Annotated in this window: 23 protein-coding genes and 3 pseudogenes; 8 read left to right on the top strand and 18 right to left on the bottom strand. The window is 48.9% G+C overall.

Annotated elements, in window-relative coordinates:
* Positions 1-81 precede the first annotated feature (81 nt).
* The 8 genes and pseudogenes from pheT to JCM23214_RS04230 form a co-directional block, all read right to left on the bottom strand.
* Positions 82-2,489 (bottom strand): annotated as a pseudogene (gene pheT, locus JCM23214_RS19005) (phenylalanine--tRNA ligase subunit beta).
* Positions 2,486-3,562: a phenylalanine--tRNA ligase subunit alpha gene (gene pheS / locus JCM23214_RS04260; protein WP_025897745.1), complete on the bottom strand. Its 1,077-nt coding sequence runs from the start codon at positions 3,560-3,562 to the stop codon at positions 2,486-2,488. Before pheS ends, pheT begins: the two are co-directional and overlap by 4 nt.
* 112 nt (positions 3,563-3,674) lie before the next feature.
* Positions 3,675-4,037, bottom strand: a complete 363-nt coding sequence (gene rplT / locus JCM23214_RS04255; RefSeq protein ID WP_025897744.1) for a 50S ribosomal protein L20 — start codon at positions 4,035-4,037, stop codon at positions 3,675-3,677.
* A gap of 13 nt (positions 4,038-4,050) precedes the next feature.
* Positions 4,051-4,248, bottom strand: a complete 198-nt coding sequence (rpmI, locus tag JCM23214_RS04250) for a 50S ribosomal protein L35 (protein ID WP_025897743.1) — start codon at positions 4,246-4,248, stop codon at positions 4,051-4,053.
* Between the two features lie 314 nt (positions 4,249-4,562).
* A complete protein-coding gene (gene infC / locus JCM23214_RS04245; RefSeq protein ID WP_025897742.1) occupies positions 4,563-5,081 on the bottom strand; it encodes a translation initiation factor IF-3 in 519 nt (172 codons plus the stop codon).
* A gap of 135 nt (positions 5,082-5,216) precedes the next feature.
* Positions 5,217-7,132, bottom strand: a pseudogene (thrS, locus tag JCM23214_RS26470) (threonine--tRNA ligase).
* 170 nt (positions 7,133-7,302) lie between these two features.
* Entirely contained in the window at positions 7,303-8,241 is a 939-nt protein-coding gene (locus JCM23214_RS04235; RefSeq protein ID WP_037492584.1) for a glycosyltransferase family 9 protein, read from the bottom strand.
* 1 nt (position 8,242) lies between these two features.
* Positions 8,243-9,415: a glycosyltransferase family 4 protein gene (locus JCM23214_RS04230; RefSeq protein WP_025897740.1), complete on the bottom strand. Its 1,173-nt coding sequence runs from the start codon at positions 9,413-9,415 to the stop codon at positions 8,243-8,245.
* Between JCM23214_RS04230 and JCM23214_RS04225 the strand changes: the two genes are divergently transcribed.
* The gene (locus tag JCM23214_RS04225; RefSeq protein ID WP_025897739.1) at positions 9,404-10,231 is read left to right on the top strand and encodes an alpha/beta fold hydrolase; all 828 of its coding nucleotides are present in this window, start codon (positions 9,404-9,406) and stop codon (positions 10,229-10,231) included. The two genes, JCM23214_RS04230 and JCM23214_RS04225, sit on opposite strands and share 12 nt — an antisense overlap.
* A gap of 266 nt (positions 10,232-10,497) precedes the next feature.
* Here JCM23214_RS04225 and JCM23214_RS04220 read toward each other — a convergent pair whose 3' ends face one another.
* Positions 10,498-10,707, bottom strand: coding sequence for a DUF2842 domain-containing protein (locus JCM23214_RS04220; RefSeq protein ID WP_025897738.1), 210 nt, complete (start codon positions 10,705-10,707; stop codon positions 10,498-10,500).
* 151 nt (positions 10,708-10,858) lie between these two features.
* Here JCM23214_RS04220 and JCM23214_RS04215 point away from each other — a divergent pair, with 151 nt between their 5' ends.
* The 4 genes from JCM23214_RS04215 to JCM23214_RS04200 are packed head-to-tail and all read left to right on the top strand — an operon-like array spanning position 10,859 to position 12,968.
* The gene (locus JCM23214_RS04215) at positions 10,859-11,428 is read left to right on the top strand and encodes an RNA polymerase sigma factor (protein WP_037492582.1); all 570 of its coding nucleotides are present in this window, start codon (positions 10,859-10,861) and stop codon (positions 11,426-11,428) included.
* Positions 11,425-11,874 (top strand): hypothetical protein, encoded by a 450-nt coding sequence (locus JCM23214_RS04210; RefSeq protein WP_025897734.1) that lies wholly within the window; start codon positions 11,425-11,427, stop codon positions 11,872-11,874. The genes JCM23214_RS04215 and JCM23214_RS04210 overlap by 4 nt, the downstream gene beginning before the upstream one ends.
* The gene (locus JCM23214_RS04205) at positions 11,867-12,352 is read left to right on the top strand and encodes a periplasmic heavy metal sensor (protein ID WP_025897733.1); all 486 of its coding nucleotides are present in this window, start codon (positions 11,867-11,869) and stop codon (positions 12,350-12,352) included. The genes JCM23214_RS04210 and JCM23214_RS04205 overlap by 8 nt, the downstream gene beginning before the upstream one ends.
* Complete coding sequence (locus JCM23214_RS04200; RefSeq protein WP_025897732.1) at positions 12,345-12,968, top strand: DUF938 domain-containing protein; 624 nt, start codon at positions 12,345-12,347, stop codon at positions 12,966-12,968. The genes JCM23214_RS04205 and JCM23214_RS04200 overlap by 8 nt, the downstream gene beginning before the upstream one ends.
* Before the next feature lie 55 nt (positions 12,969-13,023).
* On the opposite strand, the gene groL is transcribed toward JCM23214_RS04200, so the two are convergent.
* Together groL and groES are read right to left on the bottom strand one after the other, a co-directional pair.
* On the bottom strand, positions 13,024-14,679 hold the full coding sequence (gene groL, locus JCM23214_RS04195; protein WP_025897731.1) for a chaperonin GroEL: 1,656 nt from the start codon (positions 14,677-14,679) through the stop codon (positions 13,024-13,026).
* A 29-nt stretch (positions 14,680-14,708) separates the two neighbouring features.
* Positions 14,709-14,996 (bottom strand): co-chaperone GroES, encoded by a 288-nt coding sequence (groES, locus tag JCM23214_RS04190; RefSeq protein ID WP_025897730.1) that lies wholly within the window; start codon positions 14,994-14,996, stop codon positions 14,709-14,711.
* A gap of 282 nt (positions 14,997-15,278) precedes the next feature.
* Between groES and argS the strand changes: the two are divergent.
* Positions 15,279-17,047 (top strand): annotated as a pseudogene (argS, locus tag JCM23214_RS18995) (arginine--tRNA ligase).
* Positions 17,048-17,051: 4 nt separating this feature from the next.
* Here argS and sigJ read toward each other — a convergent pair.
* From sigJ to JCM23214_RS22065, 6 genes are all read right to left on the bottom strand, one after another.
* On the bottom strand, positions 17,052-17,939 hold the full coding sequence (sigJ, locus tag JCM23214_RS04180; protein WP_025897729.1) for an RNA polymerase sigma factor SigJ: 888 nt from the start codon (positions 17,937-17,939) through the stop codon (positions 17,052-17,054).
* Positions 17,929-18,396 (bottom strand): carboxymuconolactone decarboxylase family protein, encoded by a 468-nt coding sequence (locus JCM23214_RS04175; protein ID WP_025897728.1) that lies wholly within the window; start codon positions 18,394-18,396, stop codon positions 17,929-17,931. Before JCM23214_RS04175 ends, sigJ begins: the two co-directional genes overlap by 11 nt.
* 181 nt (positions 18,397-18,577) lie before the next feature.
* A complete protein-coding gene (locus tag JCM23214_RS25840) occupies positions 18,578-19,522 on the bottom strand; it encodes a gamma-glutamyltransferase family protein (protein ID WP_199899280.1) in 945 nt (314 codons plus the stop codon).
* Between the two features lie 8 nt (positions 19,523-19,530).
* Positions 19,531-20,136, bottom strand: coding sequence for a gamma-glutamyltransferase (locus tag JCM23214_RS25835; protein WP_199899279.1), 606 nt, complete (start codon positions 20,134-20,136; stop codon positions 19,531-19,533).
* 125 nt (positions 20,137-20,261) lie between these two features.
* Positions 20,262-20,483 carry a DUF4170 domain-containing protein gene (locus JCM23214_RS04165; RefSeq protein WP_025897727.1) on the bottom strand — a complete coding sequence of 74 codons (222 nt, stop codon included), beginning with the start codon at positions 20,481-20,483 and terminating at the stop codon, positions 20,262-20,264.
* Between the two features lie 144 nt (positions 20,484-20,627).
* The gene (locus JCM23214_RS22065; RefSeq protein WP_025897725.1) at positions 20,628-21,206 is read right to left on the bottom strand and encodes a hypothetical protein; all 579 of its coding nucleotides are present in this window, start codon (positions 21,204-21,206) and stop codon (positions 20,628-20,630) included.
* A gap of 223 nt (positions 21,207-21,429) precedes the next feature.
* On the opposite strand from JCM23214_RS22065, the gene JCM23214_RS04155 reads away from it, so the two are divergent.
* The gene (locus JCM23214_RS04155; protein ID WP_025897724.1) at positions 21,430-23,160 is read left to right on the top strand and encodes an adenylate/guanylate cyclase domain-containing protein; all 1,731 of its coding nucleotides are present in this window, start codon (positions 21,430-21,432) and stop codon (positions 23,158-23,160) included.
* 25 nt (positions 23,161-23,185) lie between these two features.
* Here the strand turns inward: JCM23214_RS04155 and JCM23214_RS22060 are convergent, their stop codons facing one another.
* The gene (locus tag JCM23214_RS22060) at positions 23,186-24,001 is read right to left on the bottom strand and encodes a NifU family protein (RefSeq protein WP_025897723.1); all 816 of its coding nucleotides are present in this window, start codon (positions 23,999-24,001) and stop codon (positions 23,186-23,188) included.
* A gap of 109 nt (positions 24,002-24,110) precedes the next feature.
* On the opposite strand from JCM23214_RS22060, the gene JCM23214_RS04145 reads away from it, so the two are divergent.
* Positions 24,111-24,881, top strand: coding sequence for an enoyl-CoA hydratase (locus JCM23214_RS04145; RefSeq protein ID WP_025897722.1), 771 nt, complete (start codon positions 24,111-24,113; stop codon positions 24,879-24,881).
* Positions 24,882-24,906 lie beyond the last annotated feature (25 nt).

The following is a 24,906-nucleotide window of genomic DNA, read 5'->3' as shown; positions in this document are numbered from 1 at the left end:
TATGCAGTCCTTTTGAACATTCGGGCCGAAGAATACATCCGCATTCTCCGGCCCTCACTGATTTATTTCTGAGCAGAAATTCTAGCGGCGCAATATACCACCTGTGGATTTCTCCACATTGGCAACAACCTTGGCTGCAACCGCATCAATTTCTTCATCAGTCAATGTTTTGTCAGATGCTCAAGCCGGATGGAAAGTGCAATCGATTTTTTACCCTCTCCAATACGTTCGCCTTCATAGATGTCGAAAATTGTCGCATCTGTGATCAGTTTTTTATCAGCACCACGTGCGGCACGTAAAATTTTGTCTGCGGTCACGTCCTGATCAACTACAAAAGCAAAATCACGCTCCACCGCCTGATAATCTGAAACTTTTAGCGGATCACGGGCTGTTTTGCCTGTTGCTTTGGGCAGGGGAACATTATCCAGATACAACTCAAATCCCATGATCGGCCCTTTAACCTTCATGGCTTCAAGAACTGATGGGTGCAGCTCTCCAAAAGCGGCAAGGCGCATTTTTGGACCGAGCTGTATGACTCCGGATCTTCCCGGATGATACCACTGCGGTGCCCCGGTAACGATTTGAGCAGTTGCCGCAGGACCGCCGATGGCTTCAAGCAGATCAAGAACATCTGCTTTCACATCGAATACATCCCAGGCACGCCCGGCGCCATCCCAATGGCGCCCGGAAGTCAAACCGGTGCGAATACCCGCTGCAACCGTTCTTTGGCCATCTGGCTGATCACTGTGATATTCGCCAGCCACCTCAAACAGATTTATGTCATTAAATCCACGCGCCTGATTACGCCCCGCAGCCGCCACCAGATTTGGCAAAAGCGAGGGGCGCATAACGTCAAGATCGGAGCTAATAGGATTGGATAGAACAATATCCTCATTCACACCGCCAAAGAGTTCCGCATGAGCCCGCGGCAAAAACGAATAGGTTACCGCTTCAATCATTCCCCGGCCCGCCAAGGCCCGTTTCGCTGTTCGAACCCGGCGTTGTTTTGGACTGACAGATGGCTGTGCGACGACAGACAACCGTGGCAGGGCCACAGCCTCAATCTTATCAAAGCCGTGCATTCGCATCACTTCTTCGACAAGATCAGCCTCTGCATCAATGTCCATACGCCAAGAGGGAACCTGCGTTTCGATGACATCTCCCTTATCAACGGGTTTGAAACCCAGCCGATCCAGAATTTCAATCATTTCAGACGGCTCAACATCTACCCCGCCAAGTTCTTTAACGCGGGTTTTGCGTAAACTGACACTTTTCTGCCAATCGGGACCTTCCCCATCTGCAACCACATGGCTGGGCTCTCCGCCGCAAAGCTCCATTACCAGACGTGTCGCGACCTCCATACCATTTTCCACGAAAGCGGGGTCCACACCTCTTTCGAAGCGATAGCGGGCGTCGGATTCAATACCCAGACGGCGACCTGTTGTCGCAATGGCGATCGGATCAAAAAGCGCGGCTTCAATAAAGACGTTTGTTGTCTCTTCCGTGCACCCGCTCAGCTCACCGCCCATAATACCGCCAAGCCCCTGAGGAGCGACATCGTCAGCTATTACGCAATCGCTTTCAACAAGGTCATATTCTTCACCGTCCAAGGCCAGCAACTTCTCACCTGCACGGGCAAAGCGCGGCTGAATATCTCCTTTGAGCTTGTCAGCATCAAATACGTGCAGAGGGCGACCCAGATCAAAAGTAACAAAATTGGTAATATCCACCAACGCTGAGATCGGGCGCAGTCCAATCGAGATCAATCGATCCTGTAGCCATTTCGGGCTCGGCCCGTTTTTCACACCGCGCACATATCGGCCCAAAAACTTTGAACAAGGAAGCGGGTCTGCGTCGCCTTCAAAGGACAGTTTCACACCAATGGGGCTGTCAAACTGACCCTTTACTGGTGTCAAATCTGGCTCTTTTAAGGTACCAAATCCACTGGCCGCAAGGTCACGGGCAATTCCGTACACCCCAAGTGCATCCTGATGATTTGGGGTGATCGCAATTTCCACAACCGGATCATCAAGGCCCGCCAGCTTGGCGTATTGAAGACCAATTTCGGTGTTTTCAGGCATTTCAATAATGCCATCATGTTCATCAGAAACACCCATTTCGCGTTCTGATACAAGCATACCGTTGCTCTCAACCCCTCTGATTTTTGATGGTTTGAGCAACAGATCAGTACCTGGAACATACACGCCGGATGGCGCAAAAACTGCCTTCATACCGGTTTTCGCATTTGGCGCACCGCACACGACCTGAACAACACCTTCACCGGTATCTACCTGACAGACACGCAAGCGATCCGCATTTGGATGTTGCTCCGCCTTGATCACATGACAGACCTTGAAAGCCTCCAACTCCTTCGCGCGATCAACGATTTCTTCAACTTCCAGACCAATTGAAGTCAGCTTCTCAGACAGTTCGTCCAATGAAGCGTCAAACTCCAGATATTCTCTTAACCAGGAGACTGTAAATTTCATCGAGACAGCCCTCCCCCAAGCGTTGGTACATCCAAAGGTACAAATCCGTAATGTTTCAGCCAGCGTAGGTCACAATCGAAAAAGGCCCGCAAATCAGGGATGCCATATTTCAGCATCGCAATCCGGTCAATTCCCATCCCCCAGGCAAAACCCTGATATTCATTTGGATCAATGCCGCAATGCGCCAGTACCTTCGGGTTCACCATGCCGCAACCGAGAATCTCCATCCAGTCATCACCTTCACCAATCTTGATGTGATCACCAGCAAATGTGCACCGAATATCCATCTCGGCAGAGGGTTCAGTGAACGGAAAATAGGACGGGCGAAACCGCATTTCGACATCATCGACCTCGAAAAAGGCCCGGCAGAATTCTTTGAGCACGCCTTTCAGGTGACCCATATGGCTTGTCTTGTCGATGACCAGTCCTTCGATCTGGTTGAACATCGGCGTATGAGTCTGATCGGAATCACTTCTGTATGTTCTTCCTGGCACCACAATTCGATGTGGCGGCTGTTTGTTTTCCATGGTCCGTATCTGAACAGAAGATGTATGCGTCCGCAGAAGTTGACGACTCCCATCCTCTTTTTGCGGAAGATAGAATGTGTCATGCATTTGCCGTGCAGGATGTTCAGGCGGGATATTCAACGCCGTGAAGTTGTGAAAATCATCCTCAATATCCGGCCCCTCAGCGATCGAAAATCCCATATCAGCGAAAATTTCGATAATTTCGTCAGTTACCTGACTAATCGGATGAATTCTTCCCTTATTTTCTGGACGCACTGGCAAGGTGACATCCACACGCTCCGACGCCAGACGAGCCTCCATTGCCGCCCGGTTCAGCTCTGCCTTGGCATTGTCGATTGCATCACCAATCACTTTCTTGAGCTGGTTGAGTTTTGGGGCAATTTCTTTACGTTCTTCCGGTGCCATTTGACCGAGGCCACGCATCATCAGGCTGACACGCCCCTTTTTACCCATAGCGGAAATTCTGACGGCTTCCAGCGCGTCGAGATCCCGTGCGTTGCCGATTTCTTCCAGCAACTCGCTTTCAAGCTTGTTTATATCCTGCATCGTCTCTTTCAACAAAAAAAGGGGACCCAAAGCATCGGGCCCCCTTTTTAATAAAGTGGTCTTCGAAAAAGTCTAGTGTTCTTAACTGAAGTTTTCGAGGGGCCCGACAAAATCAGGCTTTGGCAGATGCTTTCTCAGCAGCTTCAACCAATGCCTTGAAGGCCTCAGGCTCGCGAACGGCAATATCAGCAAGAACCTTACGGTCCAGATCTATGCCAGCCAGCTTGAGGCCGTGCATAAAGTTTCCGTAAGTCATTCCAAGTTCACGAGATGCAGCATTGATCCGCTGGATCCAAAGTGAACGGAAATTGCGTTTCTTGACGCGACGATCGCGATAGGCGTACTGACCTGCTTTTTCAACGGCTTGTACTGCTGTGCGGAAGGTGTTCTTACGGCGACCGTAATACCCTTTTGCAGCCTTGATAACTTTTCTGTGGCGGGCGTGAGTAGTCACACCGCGTTTTACACGTGCCATGGTCTACTCTCCTTTAGCCGTAAGGTAAAAATTTCTTGACGATCCGGGCATCCGCTTCAGAGAGGATGGTTGTACCGCGCTGGTTACGGATCTGCTTGTTTGTCCGCTTGATCATGCCGTGCTGTTTTCCAGCCTGCGCACTGCGAACTTTACCTTTGGCAGTGAGAGAGAAACGTTTCTTCACACCGCTCTTTGTTTTCAACTTGGGCATTTTGGCTTCCCTTAAGTTTAAGAGTTTAAGCGACTGAACAGACTCGGCAGCCCTTCTTGGCCGGAATGTTCGACGAAGCGAGCGTTATATCCGCAACGCTCAAAGATAGCAAGCCCCTGTTTTCAGGGATTTTGCCAAGCTCAATTTACAATTAACGTATCGCCGTCTTCACACCAGTCAGCAGAATAAACTCAATTCTGCATAAAGCACAAAAAACGAAAAAAATAAATATTTTCAATGCGTTAAAAAAGGGATCCAGAAATCATGCTTTAGAATCCCTTTTTAAATTCTGTGAAATCAGATGCAAAAAACTGTTATTTCGCGCCTGCCGGGGCGACAATCATGGTCATCATGCGCCCTTCCATTTTGGGGTTCAGCTCTACTTTGATAGACTCTGCATATTCATCACGAACCCGATTCAGCAATTTCATACCATTTTCAGGATGCGCCATTTCACGGCCACGGAATCGAATGGTGAGCTTGACCTTGTCACCCGCTTCAATAAACCGCACCATATTCCGCATCTTCACCTGATAATCATGCTCCTCAATACCAGGGCGCAATTTCAGTTCTTTAATATCAACAGTCTTCTGTTTTTTGCGGGCCTTGGCAGCTTTTTTCTGCGCCTCAAATTTGGCGCGGCCGTAATCCATGACCTTGCAAACCGGTATCTGCCCAGGCGACACCTCGACAAGATCCAGACCAGCTTCATCAGCCAGACCTGCGGCCACCTCTACAGAAACCAGACCAATATTATTTCCATCCTCTGTGATCAGACGGACTTCGGAACTTTCGATATCTTCGTTCATACGAGGGCCTTCCTTGGCCGGCATCGTATTTCTTGATGGACGAGCTATTTACCTTCTCCTTCGCAGTTATGACGCGGCTGCCAGTGCAGACCAGCAACCTCGCCTATATTACATCTTTCCAAGACTTGTTCCAACAGATTCAACGCATTGCAATTTTAATCATGTTCCGGGAACACGCGCTTCTTCGGCAAGTGCGTCCAAGGCTTCTGTCAAACTCATGACCTTCTGGTGCTTTTCACCAAGACGTCTGACAGAAATTGTATCTTCCTCTGCTTCGCGCTTGCCTGCTACCAATAGCGCTGGAACCTTTGCAAGGCTATGTTCACGGACCTTATAGTTAATCTTCTCGTTTCGAAGATCAAGACTTGCTCTCAAGCCCCGTTTATTAGCCTCCGCCAGCACCCGATGGGCATACTCATCGGCTTCGTCTGTAATGGTTGCAATGACAATCTGCTGAGGCGCCAGCCACAGCGGAAAACGACCAGCATATTCTTCGATCAATATACCAATGAAACGCTCCATGGACCCGAAAATGGCGCGATGAAGCATTACCGGACGATGTTTTGCGCCATCCTCACCAATGTATGACGCATTCAATCGCTCGGGCAGAACAAAGTCCACCTGCAATGTACCACATTGCCAGTCACGACCAATCGCATCAGTCAGCACAAATTCCAACTTGGGGCCATAAAAAGCACCTTCACCCGGATTCATGCTGTAGCTCAGTCCAGTTGCCTCGATGGCATCTTTCAGTGAACCTTCTGCTTTATCCCAAATAGCGTCATCACCGGCACGAGTCTCAGGACGATCAGAAAATTTTACGCGGACCTCTGTAAAGCCAAAATCCTTGTAAATATCCAACAATAGCTCACAGAAAATTTCTGTCTCCGATGTGATCTGATCTTCTGTACAGAAAATATGGGCATCATCCTGCGTGAAGCCTCTTACACGCATGATACCATGCAATGCCCCAGAGGCTCATACCGATGACAGGAGCCGAATTCCGCCATACGCAAAGGCAGATCACGGTAACTTGTAATACCCTGATTGAAAATCTGGACATGGCACGGACAGTTCATAGGTTTCAGTGCGAATGTACGATCCTCTGAATCAGTCGTATACATATTCTCGCGGAATTTTTCCCAGTGACCGGATGCTTCCCACAATTTTCGATCCACGAGCTGAGGCGTCTTGACTTCCTGATAGTCAGCTTTCTCCAGCTTGTTTCGAATATAATTCTCCAAAGTCCGGTATAATGTCCAACCATGCTTGTGCCAGAAAACCATTCCCACGGCTTCTTCTTGCATATGGAACAGATCCATTTCACGGCCAAGCTTACGATGGTCACGCCGCTCTGCTTCCTCCAGACGGTTCAGATAGGCTTTAAGCTCTTTTTCTGTCCGCCAGGCAGTTCCGTATACCCGTTGCAGCATTTCATTTTTCGAATCACCACGCCAATAGGCACCAGCCAGCTTCATCAGCTTGAAGGCATGCCCCAGCTTCTTTGTAGATGGCAAATGGGGGCCACGGCAAAGGTCCTGAAATTCACCCTGCTTGTAAATACCAATTGGCTGATCATCAGGTATGGATGCAATTATCTCTGCTTTATATTTCTCGCCCTGATTTTCAAAAAATTTAACCGCTTCGTCACGATCCCACTCTTCGCGATCAATGCTTTCGTCACGGTCTACAATTTCGTGCATCCGCTGTTCGATCTTTTCCAGATCTTCTGGTGTGAACGGCTTTTCCCGAGCAAAATCATAGTAGAACCCGTCCTCAATCGCCGGACCAATGGTCACTTGTGTCTCTGGATATAGCTCTTTTACAGCTTCCGCCATCACATGAGCGGCATCATGACGAATAAGCTCAAGGACATCATCGCCCTCTTCCTTCGCCGTTACGATTTCAACTGCAACATCTTCGTTTAAAACCGTCTTAAGGTCCCGCATCTCTCCGTCGATACGAAGCGCCAGCGCCGCCTTGGCCAAACCAGGGCCAATGTCTGCTGCGAGTTCCAATCCTGATACGGGTTTGTCAAAGACACGAACACTTCCGTCTGGAAGTGTAATATTCACATTTGCGTTTTGCACTGTTGTCACCAATGGGTTGGGTTCCGATCAATACCCTGAGCTGAACCAAGTTATAAGAGTGGCGACTGTAAAAATTTAACCTGCGATGTCAAGCCGCCACCCCTTCAATAACCCAACATTCTGCCATAAAGACACTATTTGTTACTAAAGAAGCGCTATTTTTCGATCTGCAACGTCTTGATTACCTCTTCAAGCGGCAATTCCTCCAGTGAACTTTTCCGCAACACCGTCACATCCCTCCCTCTTGGACGCGCCCTCGCAGGATCCGACGCCGATGAAAAAAGAACGGTTACTGGACAGTTTACGGCGGCTATCAAATGAAGTGGGCCGGTATCATTTCCAACACTCAAACGGGCTAAACGCCCCAGACTGGCAATCTCCTCAAGAGTGGTTTTCCCGCTTAGATCCACTGCCTGTACGCAGGAAGACATGATTTCCCCAATCACATCCGCTTCAGCCGCACCGCCCAAAAGAACTGGTTGCACTTTATTTGCTGCCAAGTAATTGGCAAGTTCAGCGTATTTCTTGGCTGGCCAGCGCTTTTCAGGTCGGTGTGCGGAACCGCCTGGAACCAACAAAGCGAAAGATGATGCCAGATCATACTTTGTAATATCACGGTACGCCCAACTGAAATCCGGTGCAGGAATGTTGTCAATTCCCGCCATTTGCAACTGTTCTGCTTGCCTTTCAATCGTGTGCAGCGCACCTCTCCCCGGATTGCTATGAGGATGACTGCAACCTGGTGCGATACCAGACCATTCCGGCTTTGGCTTTGCAAAGCCTTTGAAATAGGAATTTGTGCGCGATGACGTCTGCAAATCATAAACCCGCTCAAAGTCACCTTTTCGCAGGCGTGATTTCAACTTCAAAATGGTACCAAGCTGCCAAAGCTTTGGTTTTTCATCAATCCAGACCTCATCAAACAAACCCGAATTTCGCAAAAACCCCTCAAACGCCGCTGTGGTAAGCAAGGTTATACGTGCATTTGGGTGGGCCTGTCTGATCGCCTGAAATGGCCCTTGGGCAAGAACAACATCACCCAGCGCTCCATGCTTGATAACCAGAATACGCTGATAGGATTGAAGGTCACGCATCTCAAACTGCCGCCAATAGTGACCGATAAACATCCAGTGTTGAATTACACATTTTCTCTACCGTGAAATTCTGCATCACAAACTGCCTTGTTTTCTCCGCAATGGCTTCACGCTCGGCGGGTGATAATTTGAGCGCACCATCAATGGCCCGTGCCATCGCCTGCCTGTCCCCAACAGGTACCAGCCACCCCGTTTCTCCATCTTTGACTGTCTCCAAAGATCCACCATGCGCTGTCGCGACAACCGGCCGCCCCATTGCCTGCGCTTCAACGGCCACTCTGCCAAACCCTTCTGGCACTGTTGTTGCGGAGACAACAACATCTGCCAACATCAGTGCGGCTGACATGTCATTGCAATAGTCTTTAATCTGAACTTTACCCTGCAGTCCTCTCTCTACAACCAGTTTATTCAGCTCCGCGCGATAGGATTCGCGTCCCGAACCAGCGCCGACGAACAACGCCAGAAAATTCTTGTCAGGTAAAAGAGCAAGGGCTTCAATCAGATCTTCGTGCCCTTTCAGGCGCGTCAATCTGCCGGGCATCATAATCACCGGAACACCGTCAGGTAGTGCCCAGTCAGTCGCCATTTTAATTATCCGCTCAGCACTAACAGCGCCCGGATTAAACCGCCGACAATCAACACCTCGTGCAATTTTTATTATTTTCTGCGGATCAACCGTATAATTTTCCTGAATATGCTGCGCAATGAAGTCCGAAATTGCGATAACGCGATCACCCTTCGCCATCACAGAATTATAGCTGTTTTTAAGGAACCCGCCGCGGGTATAGGCTGCGTGGAATGTGGTCAAAAACGGGGTGCCCGATCTACGCGCAGCCGCAAGGGCGCTCCACGCCGGAGCCCGGCTTCTGGCGTGAACGATCTGAACGCCCTCGTTTGCAATCACCTGCTGCAAACGGTTGATGTTCTTCCACATTACAATTGGGTTTTTAGAATGCACCGGTAAAGTAATGTGTTTGGCACCAGCCTTCTCAAGCTCATACACCATCTTGCCGCCCGCTGATACAACAACCGACCTCCAGCCTTGTGCAACAATGGCTGTGGCAACTTCAACAGTACCCCTTTCCACACCACCCCCGTCCATATTTGGTAAAACCTGCAAAATGACAGGAGAGCGGCTTTCATTTGAAGGCTCAGAAATGCTATGGTCAGTCACGTTCTTAAATCTCTAACGGCAAAAGTGAAACCGATGGCTCAAACTGAATTATCTCAACCCGAAATGCTTCAGCGTCCAGATGGACAATCTATAGCCTATCATCACAGCGCAGGCGAGGGGCCCGGTGTTATTTTCTGCTCGGGCTTTATGTCTGACATGCAGGGCACCAAAGCACTCGCGCTGGAAAAGGCAATGAAAACCATCGGGCGAAGCTATACACGTTTTGACTATCTTGGGCACGGACAATCGACAGGAAATTTTGAAGACGGCTGCATCAGTCGCTGGACCGACGATGCTCTGGCCATTTTGGATGACTGCACGGCAGGACCACAAGTCATTGTTGGCTCTTCAATGGGCGGATGGATCGGCCTTCGCATGGCTTTGCTGCGACCGGACCGTATTGCTGGCTTTGTTGGAATAGCGGCCGCCCCGGATTTCACGCTGCGTATGCGCGCAACTATGAGTGAAAGCGCTCTTGCCGATATTGAGCGTCAGGGATTTTGGAAAGAGCCAACTGAATATTCGGATGAGCCATACACGATTACCAAAAAACTTCTCGATGATGGGGATCGCAATCTCGTCATGCAGTCACCCATTCCTTTTGATGGCCCCGTTCATCTACTGCAAGGAATGAAAGATGACAGTGTTCCCTGGAAAACCGCGCTGGATATACAGGAAAAGCTGACCAGTACAGATGTCGTTGTGACTTTGGTAAAGGAGGGGGATCATCGACTTTCAGATGCGGATGACATCAATCGACTGATCCTTGCAGTTGAAAGTGTTTGTAGCCGAATTCAGCGTCAGCGGCTCGGCTAGAAAGCCATTCCAGAGTATAACTACAGGGCAAACTCACAGCGATTCTAACTACTTACCGGAGAGAATCCGGTATAACATTAGATTTTTAAAATATTTTACTTGACAAGGACTGGAAATTTCCCTGCAAATACCTATATCAGGTTGAAAGAGTGAGTAAGCAAAAGGAAATAAAATTCTTGGCTAATCAGTGAGAAACTCCCCTCTCCCACTGATATAGCTTCAGCCGGGTCGACTTCCCCCCTCTCGATCCGGCTTCTTTTTGCCTGCTACTCCTGATCGGATGGATCACCGGGAAGCATAAAGCGCAGTATTTTCATTGCAGGAAAGATCCAAAGAATTCCGACCACTGGATAAAACAGAAGATCCACCCAACGATTGTCAGGCAAAATATGAACCGCCAGCAACATTGCGGCGAAAGAATAAATCACAATAAAGCCCAGAAATAAAATCAGGCCCAAAACTTTTTTACTGGTCATTCCGTCAACTCCTTGCCCTCAAATACTCTTTTTTCTCTGTCAAGAAAAGGTAGATGACATTTTTTCTGAAATTAAAAGCGACGGATTTTCCCGCCGCTTACGTTTAATGCAGACTATGAATACATAACCAACAGGCGCCCATAGAGTGTTTATGCGTAACATAGACAGGATAGAGCAAGACGCACGGCTCATGACCCGTGTGGCCAAGCGGGATGAAACCGCATACAAGGAGCTTGTCGAGGCGCATATGCAGCGAGCCTATCAAACTGCGTTTATCCTCTTGCACGATCAATCTCTTGCCGAGGATATTGCTCAAGAGGCCTTCATCAGACTTTGGCAACAGGCCCCCAAATGGAAAGATAATGCGCAAGTTAGCACTTGGCTTCACAGGGTTATTCACAATCTTTGTATCGACCGGCTGCGTCAGTCCAGACATCTGAGCAACGAAGAAGTTCCTGAACAGATTGACCCAACCCCAAGCCCCATTGACAAACAGATTGAACGGGATCGAAGCACTCAGGTACAAAATGCAATTGAACAATTACCAGTGAGACAGCGACAGGCGCTTGTCATGATCCATTTTGAAGAAACGGGACAAAAAGAAGCCGCCCGGCGAATGGGCATATCCATTGAAGCACTTGAATCCCTGCTGGCCAGAGCCAGACGCAAACTCAAAGAGCAATTGCTTCCCAATACCGACCTACGTGGAGATTTAAAATGACAGATGAAAAAATGCAGCGATACAGGCGCTATCAGGAATATCTGTCCATTTATGGCGCTGACATATTGAAATGGCCAGATGTCGACCTTGCAGATGCGTCCCGGTGGCTGCGCCAGACTGAGGAAATTCAACAAGCGCTTGAGGAAGAAAAAGAGCTCGATTTCCTGCTCACACAGTCGTTGGAGCAAATAAAAGCACCCGAAGGCTTGATGCAAAAAATTCTGCAGGATACTCCTCGGCAGGAAAACGCCCAAACGACCTTTATCAAGCACAAAAAAGGTCTGCGCGCCCAGGCACTCGCCCCATTTGTTGCCGCTGCATTTATGGGAATTCTGCTCGGTGCCTATCTGCCCCAATTTCTGCTTGATCAAACCGCGGATACATTTGATGACCTAATTTTGCAAGAGACTTTCATAGAATGGGAGGGAAGCTTAGAAAATGAATAAGCGCCGTATTCTGAAAATGATATTTATCCTCTCCCTCGCACTTAACATTGCGGCAATTGCTTTTGTGACAACGCAATGGGTGCGTCATAGCCATGTGCGTGAAAATTCTGGCATGCTGTTTAATCGCCATGCGGCTCTATCCGCACTGGAAAATGATCGCCGGAGCGAGGTCGCAGGAATTTGGAGGTCCAAACGCGACGAAATCCGCGAAGAGCTGAAATCCTACCGCAAAAACAATCGCAAGCTTGCACGGTTATTGTTTCGGGGCGAACTGGATGACAGTGAAATTCGCATAGCCCACACTCAAATGACTACCCACCGGGCCAACGCTGAAAAGTTGTTATTTGAACTTGTACTGCAATCCGCACAAATCATGACCGAGGAAGAAAGACAAAAATTTTTCAAGCGCGGTTTTCAAAATTGGCGCCATAATAGACCCCACCGTAAACAAGAAGGAGGAGCGGGCATAAATGAATGATGATCGACAATTCGCGCCTGCTGTCGCTCGCAACCAGGGGCCCATTCTGCAGCAGCTCACGAAACTACTTCATTCAGGTGATAGAGTTATGGAAATCGCCTCAGGAACGGGCGAACACGGCGTGTATTTTAGCCAGCACCTGCCTGAAATCATCTGGCAACCAACCAATCTGGAGCCTGATCATTTACGAAGTGCATCTGCTTGGCAGAAGCATGCGGGCCTTGAAAACCTGCTTCCTGTGCTGGGGCTGGATGCCACATCCACCCATTGGCCAGTTGAAGAGGCTGATTATCAATACGGACCTTTTAGTGCCATTTTCAACGCGAATATGATCCATATATCCCCTTGGTTCGTAACCGAAGGCTTGATGCATGGGGCCGGGCGTGTCTTGCAATCGGGCGGGCGCCTGATTCTTTACGGTCCTTATAAAATTGACGGCAAACATACAGCGCCAAGTAATATTGAATTCGATAATTGGCTCAAAGAAAAAGATGAACGCTTTGGCGTTCGGGATCTGGCCGACATATCCGCAGTGGCCGAAAATAACGGACTGGTGCATAAACAATCCATCCCCATGCCCGCCAATAATTTTATTCAGCTCTTCGAAAAGTCGTAAAAAAAGGGCCGCAAAAGAGCGGCCCTTTTCAGATTTGCGATGTGCAATGGCAGGCTTAGAAGCCCATGCCACCACCCATACCGCCCATGCCACCCATGTCTGGCATTGCTGGACCAGCAGCGCCTTCTTTGGCAGGAGCATCTGTAACTGTTGCTTCTGTTGTGATCAGCAGACCTGCGATAGATGCAGCATCTTCAAGCGCTGTGCGAACAACTTTAGCTGGATCAACAACACCGTCGTTCAGCAGGTTGCCATACTGACCTGTCTGTGCGTTGAAACCGTATGTCGCATCAGTCTGCTCAAGCAGTTTGCCAGCAACTACCGCACCGTCATGACCTGCATTTTCTGCGATCTGGCGAACTGGAGCCTGAAGCGCACGAGCAATGATCTTAACGCCAACTGACTGGTCGTTATTTTCACCTTCAAGGCCTTTAAGAGCAGCAGACGCGTACAGAAGCGCTGTTCCGCCGCCTGGTACGATGCCTTCTTCAACAGCAGCACGTGTTGCATGCAATGCATCGTCAACGCGATCTTTACGTTCTTTCACTTCAACTTCAGTTGCACCACCAACTTTGATCAGGGCAACACCACCGGCCAATTTAGCCAGACGTTCCTGAAGTTTTTCACGATCGTAATCGGAGGTAGTTTCTTCAATCTGTGCTTTGATCTGACCAACACGTGCTTCAATTTCTTCTTTTGAACCAGCGCCATCAACGATTGTTGTTTCTTCTTTGGAGATGGTTACAGTCTTAGCTGTACCCAGCATATCCAGAGTTACATTTTCAAGCTTGATGCCCAGCTCTTCAGAGATCAGCTGACCATTTGTCAGAACCGCGATGTCTTCAAGCATAGCTTTACGGCGATCACCAAAACCAGGAGCTTTAACAGCAGCAATTTTCAGTCCACCGCGCAATTTGTTCACAACCAAAGTTGCCAGCGCTTCACCTTCGATATCTTCTGCGATAATCAGAAGCGGCTTGCCTGCCTGAACAACAGCTTCAAGAATTGGAAGCATTGGCTGCAGATTTGTCAGCTTTTTCTCATGCAGCAGAATGTATGGGCTTTCCATCTCTGTCAGCATTTTTTCAGCATTTGTCACGAAGTATGGTGACAGGTAACCGCGGTCGAACTGCATACCTTCAACAACGTCCAGTTCAGTTTCAAGACCTTTGGCCTCTTCAACTGTGATAACACCTTCGTTGCCAACGCGCTGCATGGCTTCTGCGATGATGGAACCGATTTCTTTTTCACCGTTGGCAGAAATTGTACCAACCTGAGCAACTTCTTCGCCGCCAGAAACTGGTTTTGCACCCGCTTTAATGCTTTCCACTGCTTTTGAAACAGCCAGATCAATTCCGCGCTTGAGGTCCATTGGGTTCATGCCCGCAGCAACCGCTTTCAGGCCTTCCTGAACGATTGACTGGGCGAGAACTGTCGCAGTTGTTGTACCATCACCCGCGATATCGTTGGTTTTGGAAGCAACTTCACGGACCATCTGTGCGCCCATGTTCTGCAGCTTATCTTCAAGTTCAATCTCTTTAGCAACAGAAACACCATCTTTGGTTACACGAGGTGCGCCAAAAGATTTATCAAGTACTACGTTGCGGCCTTTAGGGCCGAGAGTAACTTTAACTGCGTCGGCGAGTGTATTTACACCTTTGAGAATTTCGGCACGTGCGTCAGTACCGAATTTTACGATTTTAGCCATAATAATGGATCCTTAATTTCGATTTTCGTGGATTAGCCCAGAATGCCCATGATGTCGGACTCTTTCATGATCAACAGCTCTTCGCCATTGAGTTTGACTTCTGTGCCAGACCATTTGCCGAACAGAACTTTATCGCCAACCTTCACGTCAAGCGCGCGGACTGAACCGTCTTCTTTAATTGCACCGCCACCAACTGCGATAACTTCACCTTCAGAAGGCTTTTCCTGTGCACTGTCGACAAGAATAATGCCGCCTGCTGTTTTTTCTTCGCTTTCAACGCGCTTTACCAGCACACGATCGTGTAATGGACGAAATGACATAAAACTCTCCCAAATATGAGTTCTAATGATTAAATTAGATATTCATTAGCACTCAACGCTTGAGAGTGCTAACAATTGCCTTCCCGATGTATGCTCTTCGTTCCGGAGAGTCAAGGCGAGCTGGGCAAATTTTTTGAGCAATGCCGGATTATTTCTTCTAAAATGGCTTAATTCCTTGGCGCAGAGTATATTTTCCAGTAGAAGATCGCCTAACTAAATAAGCCCGGTGACTGCAGTTAAGTTTGCTCACCACGGCAATGTTTCAATTCAAGGTGACTACTCGTGACGACATCATTACTGAACCAGCTCAGCTCCGTGGTGGGACAGGCGTTTTCAAAACAGGAACTTGATCCCACTTTGGGCAAAGTCGTTATCTCCCAACGTCGGGAACTGGGCCAGTTTCAATGCAATGGAGCCTTGGCTGCAGCCAAACAGGCGAAACGCAACCCTCGTGAAATCGCACAGGCAATCGTTGATGAGCTAACTGCAACCGGCCTTTTTGCAGACCTGTCACTTGCGGGGCCCGGCTTCATCAACCTGACACTCAGCGATGATTTCCTTATTGGTCATTTTAATGAACTTGCTGATGACGACAGCTTTGGCGTCCGCAGCAATCACACCCCCCAAAAAGTCATTCTCGATTTTGGCGGCCCAAATGTCGCAAAAGCGATGCATGTTGGGCATCTGCGCGCCACTATTATTGGTGAAAGCCTGCGTCGCTCCATGTCTTTTTAGGCGACGAGACAATCAGTGACGTTCATTTCGGAGATTGGGGCCTCCCCATGGGATTGCTTATCAAGGAAATCGAACTGGCAATGCCAGACCTTCCCTATTTTGATGAGAATTTCTCAGGCCCCTACCCGCAAACATCACCTGTAACAGTGGATGAACTGCAAGTCCTGTATCCTCAAGCCTCCAGCCGAAGCAAAGAAGATCCGGAGTTTCTGGAAGCGGCTCGTAATGCGACTTATCAATTGCAGCAGGGACGCATCGGTTACAAAGCGCTTTGGCAGCACATGCTTGATATTTCAATTGCGGAAACCAAAATCGATTTCGATCTGTTAGGGGCCCATTTCACTGAATGGAAAGGTGAGGCCGACACCAACGACCATATTCCACAAATGCTGAAACGGCTCGAGGATGAAAAGCTGTCAGAAATATCTGACGGTGCGGTCATCATGCGCGTTGCACAGGAAGATGATAAAAAAGAAGTCCCCCCGCTCATTCTGCAAAAATCAGATGGCGCGGTCATGTACGGCACAACAGATCTTGCCACTATAGAACAGCGTGAAGAAGAACATAGACCTGACCAGATTCTCTATGTGGTGGATGCCCGTCAGAGCCTGCATTTTGAACAGGTATTTCGAGCGGCTCTGAAAGGGCGAAGCGTTCGCCCTGAAGTCAAGCTGGAGCATGTTGGCTTTGGAACGGTTAATGGGAAGGATGGCAAACCCCTGAAAACCAGAGACGGCGGTGTGGTGCGTCTGCGGAGCCTTATCAATGACGCGATTGAAGAAGCACGCAAAGTCGTTACTGAAGCTGGACTTGATAAGAAATTTGAAGCGAATGAGCTGGATGATATCGCGACAAAAGTAGGCATCGCTGCGATAAAATATGCAGATCTGTCTAATCAGCGCATGTCCAACTATGTGTTCGATCTTGAGCGTTTTACAAAATTCGAGGGACGCACAGGCCCGTATCAGATGTATGCCGCAGTCCGTATTAAATCCATGCTTAGAAAAGCTGCGGAACAAGGTTTCAAATCAGGTCCCCTGAAAATGACTGCTGATGCGGAACGCAATCTTATTTTGGCGCTATCTGCTCTTCCCGAAGCTGTCTTCAGTGCAGCAGAGAAAAATACGCCGAACATCCTTTGTGATCATGTTTATCACCTGACCCAGGAGTTCAATAGCTTCTATCATGACTGTCATGTTTTGGGTGAAGAAGATGAAAGTATTCGCGCCTCTCGATTGACTTTGTGCGAAGTGACATTGCGTCAAATTGAAACGGTGCTCAACATTCTGGGCATTGATGTACCCGAACGCATGTAAGTGATCACATTAACGCCTGCAATTTGTCCGGATTACGCACGGTATAAAAAGTGGCAATTTTACCCTTTTCATCCAGATCAAAAACGAGCGATTGCACTTCACCTGTTTCTTCGTGGAATATGAGTGCAGCGCTCCCGTTAATTTGAGACAATGTAATTTCGGTTCTGCCGGGAAAGTCAAATTTTTGCGCAATTCCTTGTAAAAACCTGATCACCTTATCACGGCCATATATGGGGTTAAGTGCTGCCGGTATTTTGCCGCCACCATCACTATAGAAAATTACTGTCTCTGACAGCAAAGACGCAAGCGGCGTAATATCACCTGATTGACGTGCAGACAAAAAAACGGAAAGCAATTTCCCAAGCTCGGCCTCATCAGCAGAATGACGTTTCTCCGCCCGCTCAACATTTTCACGGGCACGCGTTGCCAGTTTTCGGCATGTCGCAGGGGTCCGTTCCAATATTTCAGCTATATCTTTAAATGAAACTTCAAACAAATCATGCAGCAAAAAAGCAGCCCTCTCCAAAGGTGTGAGCCGTTCCATAACCATCATCAGGGCATAGGAAATATCCAACTCCTCTAATTCCTCCGCCTCTTGCGATTGAAGACTCCATTCGGCAACGACCGGCTCTGGCAACCAGGTACCGACATATTTTTCCCGCTTGGTGGATACCTTTCGAAGATGGTCCAGACAGATACGCGTCACAATTTTTGAAAAATAGGCCATCGGTGCATCGGGCGCTGGTTTACCCGCTGACTGCCACCGGATCCACGCTTCCTGTACCACATCCTCAGCCTCACTCGCCGAGCCCAGCATGCGATAGGCAAGCCGCAACAGCTTGCCCCGCACTTCCAGATAAACGCGATCTTCTGTTCGTATATCATCCCGCAACGGCCAAATCCTCCAGCAACACTGAAACCGGTGAACAGGATTGCGCAATACCAAGTCCCCGCTTCAGGATAGGATAAAACTGCCCGTAAACGACCGCAAGTGATGCATCCCACAAACCGCGTTTGCCAAATTCAATCTCAATTTCTCGGCAATATTCATCAATTTTATCGGTACGGTTTAAGATCGCATCCGCATAATTCCACCCCAACTGCACAAAACGTGGCATATCCTGCAAGTCACCCTTCAAAATGGCAGCGATCATTTCCTTCGAAAGCCCTGCACGTCCTGCCATTGTAATACTCAACTGCAGACATGGACCGCAATCGGCAACCTGCATGGATCGCAATTTAATGGAATGATACAACTCTTGTGGCAAATGCCCGTTATGACCACCGAGTTCCATCGCTTTTGCCAGCAGTGTGGCTTTTTCATAATAAATGTCGACCAGCTCGGTCATGTAGACACGTCGTAATTATACTCATCGCCGAAATCCTGCATTTTCTTTTTATATAGATGTTTCATCATGTCTTTATCTCCTTTTCGATAAGGAGACGGGACAGCTTCTATAAAAGTGACATGGGCATAAAAAAAAGCGGCCCTGTAACCGCTTTTTTTTTAAATCACCATTATTCAAAAATTTAATAGGCCAGCGCGTGCCCGTCTTTTCGGCTTTCTGTACCAGCCGCCAAGACACCATTTTCATGGTCAATATGGATGATCTGACCACCCCCATGCGGCAATTCCGGCGTTGTAACCTCATAGCCCATATCCACCAATTCCTGGCGAACGGCGGGATCGATTGTTTCCTCAAGCTCAAGAACACCCGCATTGTAAAAGGTGCGTGGGCAGTCAATCGCCTCCTGAACATCCATGCCATAATCCCACATATTGGATAGGACATGCGCATGTCCAACCGGCTGATAACCACCACCCATAACACCATAGCAATGGGTTGCCTTGCCACCCTGAGTAACCATTCCTGGGATAATAGTATGCATGGGCCGCTTATTGGGTTCCACGCAATTTGGATGTCCTTTTTCCACGACAAACCCGGCGCCGCGATTTTGGAACATAACCCCGGTTTCTGCACATGCGATACCCGATCCAAATGGATGAAACAGCGAATTGATAAAGGATACCGCCGTGCCATCCTTGTCGACCACGCTCACATATACTGTGTCTTTATGCTTGTCCAACGCATCAGCACCTGTGGGATCACCAGCTTTGCCAACTTCAATATAGCCCCGAAGATGCGCTGCAAATTCTTCTGACAGCAGCATATCAACAGGGACATCAGCTTTTGACATGTCAGCAACATACTTATCACGAGCTAGATACGCCAGCCGTGCGGCCTCAGCCTGCAGGTGGTAGCGTTTGGCACCCGTTGGATCCAGATCTGCAAGATCATATCCTTTTAGAATATTTAGCATGATCAGCGCTGTAATCCCCTGCCCGTTTGGCGGGATTTGATGCACATCATACCCTCTGAAATCCGTACTGATCAGATCCACATAATCACAATTTGTTTGCGCAAAATCATCCGCTGTGTGAGTCGCTCCTACGGCTGATAGCGCGGCAACCATTTTCTCGGCTATCTCGCTTCATAAAAAGCTGCTCGCCCTGATTTGGCGACCGCTTTCAATGTTGCGGCCAGCTTGGGCAATTGCCATTTGGTCCCTGCTTTGGGAGGTTCACCATTTTTCAAAAACAGAGCGCTTGCTGCTTCATTCTGCAGGAGTTTTTCAGTCGCAAGCTGCCAGTCTACTGACGTTCTTTGAGTGACGACAAAGCCGTTTTCCGCAGCGTCAATAGCCGGGGCAAGAATGTCAGCAAATTCCATGGAACCATATTTTTCGTGCAACCGAACCCAGGCATCAATGGCACCCGGCGTGGTAATGGCATGAGGGCTGGTCAGGCTGATTTCATCGATGCCCTGCTCCAGCAACAAATCGGCGCTCAAACCGGAAGGGGCCCGTCCGGATCCGTTCAGTCCGTCGATTTCAGCTGACCCTTTAGGAGAAACAAGCGCGAAACAATCTCCGCCAATACCAGTCTGCATGGGATCAACAACACATTGCACCGCGCAGGCTGCAATTGCTGCATCCATTGCGTTTCCGCCACTTTTCAGAATACCAAGACCAACTTGTGAAGCATGGGCGCTTGACGTTGCAATCGCACCGTTAAGCCCGTAGGTCACTGAACGACCCGGATAAAAGAAATTCCGCAAAACATACCTACCTGTTAAATGTGAGGCCTTTAGTCTACCCCTCAGGTTGCTTTACGTAAAACAACTTTTCACATGTTTCCACATGTTGGGAATTTCTACCAAAGACGCACGATCACGTATTTTGTAAAAGCGTCATCAACATTCATCTGACTAGCCGCCCGCCAGGCCCCAACCGCAGCCTCGTGGCTCGTAAAAAAGCCGCGCATGTCGATTTTGTCCGGGTCTACAAAATCTTTGCCGCGAGTGTCGGTAACTTTACCGCCAAATACGGCGAAGAGTGATTTTTCAGCGGCTTGCGCCCCATTTACATCAGTCATATCCAATGCTCTTCCATAATAACAGAACGTCCAAACTGAATTTTCGTCAGTCCAACACAAAAAACTTAAATTATTATTATGAGTTACAGAGACTTTTAGGAGTGATGCAATCCATATGCAAGAGAATTCATCGGCTCATCACTCTTACTCACGCGCGGCAAACAGACCAAACGAAATCACACTCGCTGCAAGCAACGCGTGATACACATTCACGCGCGGCCAGCCAAACTGGCTTGCAACCCACTCACTGGCGAGACTAGCCGCAACTAACAAGATCACTCCGCCCATCAGAAACAGACCTGATGCCGGATTACCAAACAATCGAACAAGCGCACAGAGCACCAGAATTCCGACCATCGCATATTGAACTTCACGTGGCGCCCGCCAGGCGTCACCCAACAAAGCGACACTCAATACGACTACCGCAATCAATGTGATCCACCATCCCGCCTGATGGAACTGGTGTGCAAATATGCCTCCCACCGCCGCCAATGCAAAACTGATCAACCCGACCGAACCTGCAAAATCTGTGGCCAGGTTATGGTATCCTTTTAAGCCCGAAAAGCCTCCATAAACGAAGGCGCCCAATACCGCCGCGACACCGATGGTTGTGACCCCAAAGGCCCACACGAGATTCATGGGAAAGTATGTTCGGCGCATTAACATAAGCGCTCCAGCGGAGCTAGCAGCCAGCACCAATTCAAAAATAACAAGCATATTCATAAATCTCTCTTACCCGTAAAATTGGCTCAAGTCTAACGTCATCACGCGCCGGAACTTGACGAAGCTCACAGGCGTGTCTTTCTGGTTTGGTAAAACAAAAACTGTTATTTATAATAACGCTTTACCCTGACACCGGCGGAGAAACACCATCGAAGCGAAAAACAGCAGTACAACACGCAGGGCATCCATTGCAACCATCCTTGCGCTCAGCTTTGGCTCCCTTGTGACAATTGCTATTCTCGTCGTGCTGGTCATAAGTCTCTATACCGGGCTTGAAAATACGCGTGAACTGCTGATTGGCAATGCAACGAATCAGATGGCTGCAATGCAGAGGAGCCTGGCCCATACCCTCGACCCTCTGGAGAACAGAGCACAGGACGTTGCTCAGCAGATATATGAAGGGAAAATAGACCCGGCTGATGAAGAAGGGTTACGCAAAGTGCTGTTTGCCAGCATGGCTGGAGATAAAAACATCAAGGCAATGGGTTTTCTCTATCCTGATTTTCGAGTCAATATGGTCGACCGGAAAACTGGACGACTGCTGCGCTCCAGTCATGATAGGGATCCGGTCAGTGAGCGGGTAATGCGGGATATGGATGTATCACCGGTGGGCTCATGGGGACCCCTTGTTTATGTGCCCGAGGCGGGCGAGACTGTGATGAATTATCGCCAGCCCGTCCTCAAAGATAATCACTTCATCGGTGTCGTAATTATCGCAATACCCGTGGCTGCAGTTAGTCAGGCAGTAAAGCTCAACGGGCTGGACCCTGACCAGCGACGCTTTGTTCTTTATGGCGATGACCACGTCCTCTTTCATCAGGGCTACACCATAGCGTCCGAGCGCATAACACTTGATGGTGTCGCGCCAAAACTCACTCAAATCGGGGATCCGGTTCTCTCCTCGATCTGGAGTGCCCCTCGCACCCCCTTTCGCATGATCAAGGGAGATCGCAACTTCGATGGTCATTTCACGGAAGTTGGCGGTGAAAAATTCCAGTTTATTTACACGACACTGGAAGGATATACCGACAAACCGCTGATCATCGGCTACCAGCTCCCCTTCGAAGATGCCACCCGGCAACTCAGTCGCCTCGCGTCGGCTGGGCTGGTGGGGCTCTTAATTCTGGTCATCAGCATATTTCTCGCCTTCTTTATTGGCAGGAAAATCTCGCAGCCCATACGTGCGCTCGCCGATGCTTCGCAGCAAATTTCACGGTTGGATTTTAAATCCGTCGAACCCCTTAAACGCAGTCGGCTCAAAGAGCTGGATGACGCGGCCACCGCCTATAACACAATGCTGCGCGGGCTTGGATGGTTTGAAAATTATGTCCCAAAAAGCCTCGTAAAAAAATTGATGATATCAGGCGACGCTCATTCGGAAACCCGAAATGTGACTGTCATGTTCACTGACATCGTTGGCTTTACACCGCAGGCGGAAAACATGCCTTCAGAAGAGGTTGCCAACCTGCTTAACGAGCATTTTGAAATTCTGGCTCGCGCAATCGAAAAGGAAGGCGGGACAATCGACAAATATATCGGGGATGCCGTCATGGCATTTTGGGGAGCGCCCGATCATCAGATCGACCACCCTGCCAGAGCTTGCCGAGCGGCCATTTCAATTGCCCAAGGCATCAGAGAGAATAACGAAATCCGCCAAAGCGCAGGAAAATCCCCCATCCATATGCGCATCGGCATTCACACTGGACAGCTTGTCGTGGGTAATATCGGCTCAACTGGCCGACTGAATTATACAGTGGTCGGGGACACAGTGAATGTGGCCCAGCGGATTGAACAATTGGGAAAATCTCTGAACATCAGCGCCCATACTGATATCCTGACACTGGTTTCCGACAACGTTCATGACGAAGTCAAGGATATGTTCAAACTGACACATAGCGGCGAGTTTGCGGTAAAAGGGCGCGACAGCAAAATCAGTATTTACCAACTCAACTGATACGCCCCATCGACATTCCTAAAAATCAGGCTGGCTGATAATAAGGGTTTGTCCCTCCCGCATGATCCGTCACGTCCAGCACTTCGGTAATCTCGGGCACCAAAGACATGATTTCTTTTGCAACACCCTGCTTGAGCGTAACATCAGCCATACCGCAGCCCTGACAGCCACCTTCGAGGCGCACATACGCCTTGTCTTCTTTCACATCAACCAGCGTGATGTGACCGCCATGCGCGGCGATTGAGGGATTAATCCTCTCGTGAAGCAAATCGCGAATGGCCAATCCCGTTTTTGATTGCAGGCCCGGGCGGGGCAGGGCTTCGCGGTGATCCAGAACAGCTTTCACCTCGGGCACATAATGGCGAAGCATGTTCGTAATTCCGGTCAGCATGGAAAACGCGGAACCCTGTAGCTTCAGATAAAGGTTTCCATTTTCAAAGCTGTGAAACGCCACATCGCCGCCCGACTGGGTAACAGCAGGTACAATACGGGTCTCCAACAGATCTTTGATCTGCTCAATAATTTCTTCACTGAAATCGTCCTGATCCGTAGTTTCGTTTTCCACTATCTTCTCTCCTGATTGGAAGTAAGCAGCAATGGTTGATAGAGCCTCTACTCTTATGTCATCCCATTGCACATTGCTCGACCGTTCCAGTTCAATGCTGTCTTCTTTCAGTGTCACCTGCTCGATACCATCAATCTGATAGAGCTTTTCGGCAAGTTTGGACCGCTCTGCAGCTTCAGCTTTGTCAACTGTCAATGGCCCGCCTTCATAAACGGCTTTGCCCGGAAAAAACTCCAGTAACGTATCAAGCTTGCCTGCTTTGGTCTGAATGAACATCTGTTCTTCTCAACTTTCCAACACTAAAATCGGTATTTCTGCGGATTTTCTACCGCAATTGCTCTACCCTTTATATAATGAGAAAAATAATAAAAAAAGGAGTCCTTGAATGGCAAAATATGTGATCACCGATAACAGACACACAGAAAACGGTACGATCTGCACTGTTACAATCAACAACGAAGCAAAATACAACTCTCTAAACTCGACTGCTTTTGAGGAACTCATCGCCATATTCAGGGATCTGAAAACCAATAAGGAGCTCGCAGCTGTCATCTTTACCGGCGCAGGCACCAAGGCTTTCATAGGAGGTGCCAATATCTATGAAATGGCCGAATTAACACCTTCCACCGCCCGGGAGTTCATCACCCGCATTCATGATTTGTGCACAGCTATTCGGGAACTGCATGTCCCTGTAATTGCGCGTATCAACGGTGTTTGTTTTGGGGCCGGAATGGAGCTTTCGGCAGTGTGTGATCTGGTAATTGCAGATGCAAACGCCACTTTTGCAATGCCTGAAGTCCATGTGGGAATACCATCAGTGGTGGAGGCGGCAGTCCTTCCCCGTATTTTGGGCGTAGGGCTTGCCCGTGATCTGGTCATGACCGGGCGCACCTTAACTGCAGCAGAAGCAAAAGAAGCAGGCTTCGTTCAACGACTGGCAGAACCTGGTCAACTTGATAACAGTGTCGAAGAAGCCATCGAGCAGATCCTCAAAGGTGGCCGAGAGGCAATCCGCCTGCAAAAACTCCTTTGCAATGCCTGGGAAGAAGAAAACATGTCGACTTCCATCCAAATGGGAATAGATATATTTGCAAAGTCATTCGAGACTGAAGAGCCGAAAAAATTGCTCGGCGCATTCGTCAATCGAAAGCGTTAGTCCAAAAGACCTGAATCAATTAAGG

Source organism: Sneathiella glossodoripedis JCM 23214, from assembly GCF_000616095.1.
GTDB classification, from domain to species: Bacteria; Pseudomonadota; Alphaproteobacteria; order Sneathiellales; family Sneathiellaceae; genus Sneathiella; species Sneathiella glossodoripedis.
Note: the sequence above shows the minus strand (reverse complement) of the source record. Positions and strands in the feature narration are given on the sequence as shown.

Bases quoted from the DNA above. Each gene is read 5' to 3' on its own strand.
- pheS (WP_025897745.1), bottom strand. From the start codon at position 3,562: ATGCAGGATATAAACAAGCTTGAAAGCGAGTTGCTGGAAGAAATCGGC.
- rplT (WP_025897744.1), bottom strand. From the start codon at position 4,037: ATGGCACGTGTAAAACGCGGTGTGACTACTCACGCCCGCCACAGAAAA.
- rpmI (WP_025897743.1), bottom strand. From the start codon at position 4,248: ATGCCCAAGTTGAAAACAAAGAGCGGTGTGAAGAAACGTTTCTCTCTC.
- infC (WP_025897742.1), bottom strand. From the start codon at position 5,081: ATGCCGGCCAAGGAAGGCCCTCGTATGAACGAAGATATCGAAAGTTCC.
- JCM23214_RS04235 (WP_037492584.1), bottom strand. From the start codon at position 8,241: ATGCGTGACCTTCAATCCTATCAGCGTATTCTGGTTATCAAGCATGGA.
- JCM23214_RS04225 (WP_025897739.1), top strand. From the start codon at position 9,404: ATGGTCAGTCACGTTCTTAAATCTCTAACGGCAAAAGTGAAACCGATG.
- JCM23214_RS04220 (WP_025897738.1), bottom strand. From the start codon at position 10,707: ATGACCAGTAAAAAAGTTTTGGGCCTGATTTTATTTCTGGGCTTTATT.
- JCM23214_RS04215 (WP_037492582.1), top strand. From the start codon at position 10,859: ATGCGTAACATAGACAGGATAGAGCAAGACGCACGGCTCATGACCCGT.
- JCM23214_RS04210 (WP_025897734.1), top strand. From the start codon at position 11,425: ATGACAGATGAAAAAATGCAGCGATACAGGCGCTATCAGGAATATCTG.
- JCM23214_RS04205 (WP_025897733.1), top strand. From the start codon at position 11,867: ATGAATAAGCGCCGTATTCTGAAAATGATATTTATCCTCTCCCTCGCA.
- JCM23214_RS04200 (WP_025897732.1), top strand. From the start codon at position 12,345: ATGAATGATGATCGACAATTCGCGCCTGCTGTCGCTCGCAACCAGGGG.
- groES (WP_025897730.1), bottom strand. From the start codon at position 14,996: ATGTCATTTCGTCCATTACACGATCGTGTGCTGGTAAAGCGCGTTGAA.
- JCM23214_RS04175 (WP_025897728.1), bottom strand. From the start codon at position 18,396: ATGACCGAGCTGGTCGACATTTATTATGAAAAAGCCACACTGCTGGCA.
- JCM23214_RS25840 (WP_199899280.1), bottom strand. From the start codon at position 19,522: ATGGTTGCCGCGCTATCAGCCGTAGGAGCGACTCACACAGCGGATGAT.
- JCM23214_RS04165 (WP_025897727.1), bottom strand. From the start codon at position 20,483: ATGACTGATGTAAATGGGGCGCAAGCCGCTGAAAAATCACTCTTCGCC.
- JCM23214_RS22065 (WP_025897725.1), bottom strand. From the start codon at position 21,206: ATGAATATGCTTGTTATTTTTGAATTGGTGCTGGCTGCTAGCTCCGCT.
- JCM23214_RS22060 (WP_025897723.1), bottom strand. From the start codon at position 24,001: ATGTTCATTCAGACCAAAGCAGGCAAGCTTGATACGTTACTGGAGTTT.
- JCM23214_RS04145 (WP_025897722.1), top strand. From the start codon at position 24,111: ATGGCAAAATATGTGATCACCGATAACAGACACACAGAAAACGGTACG.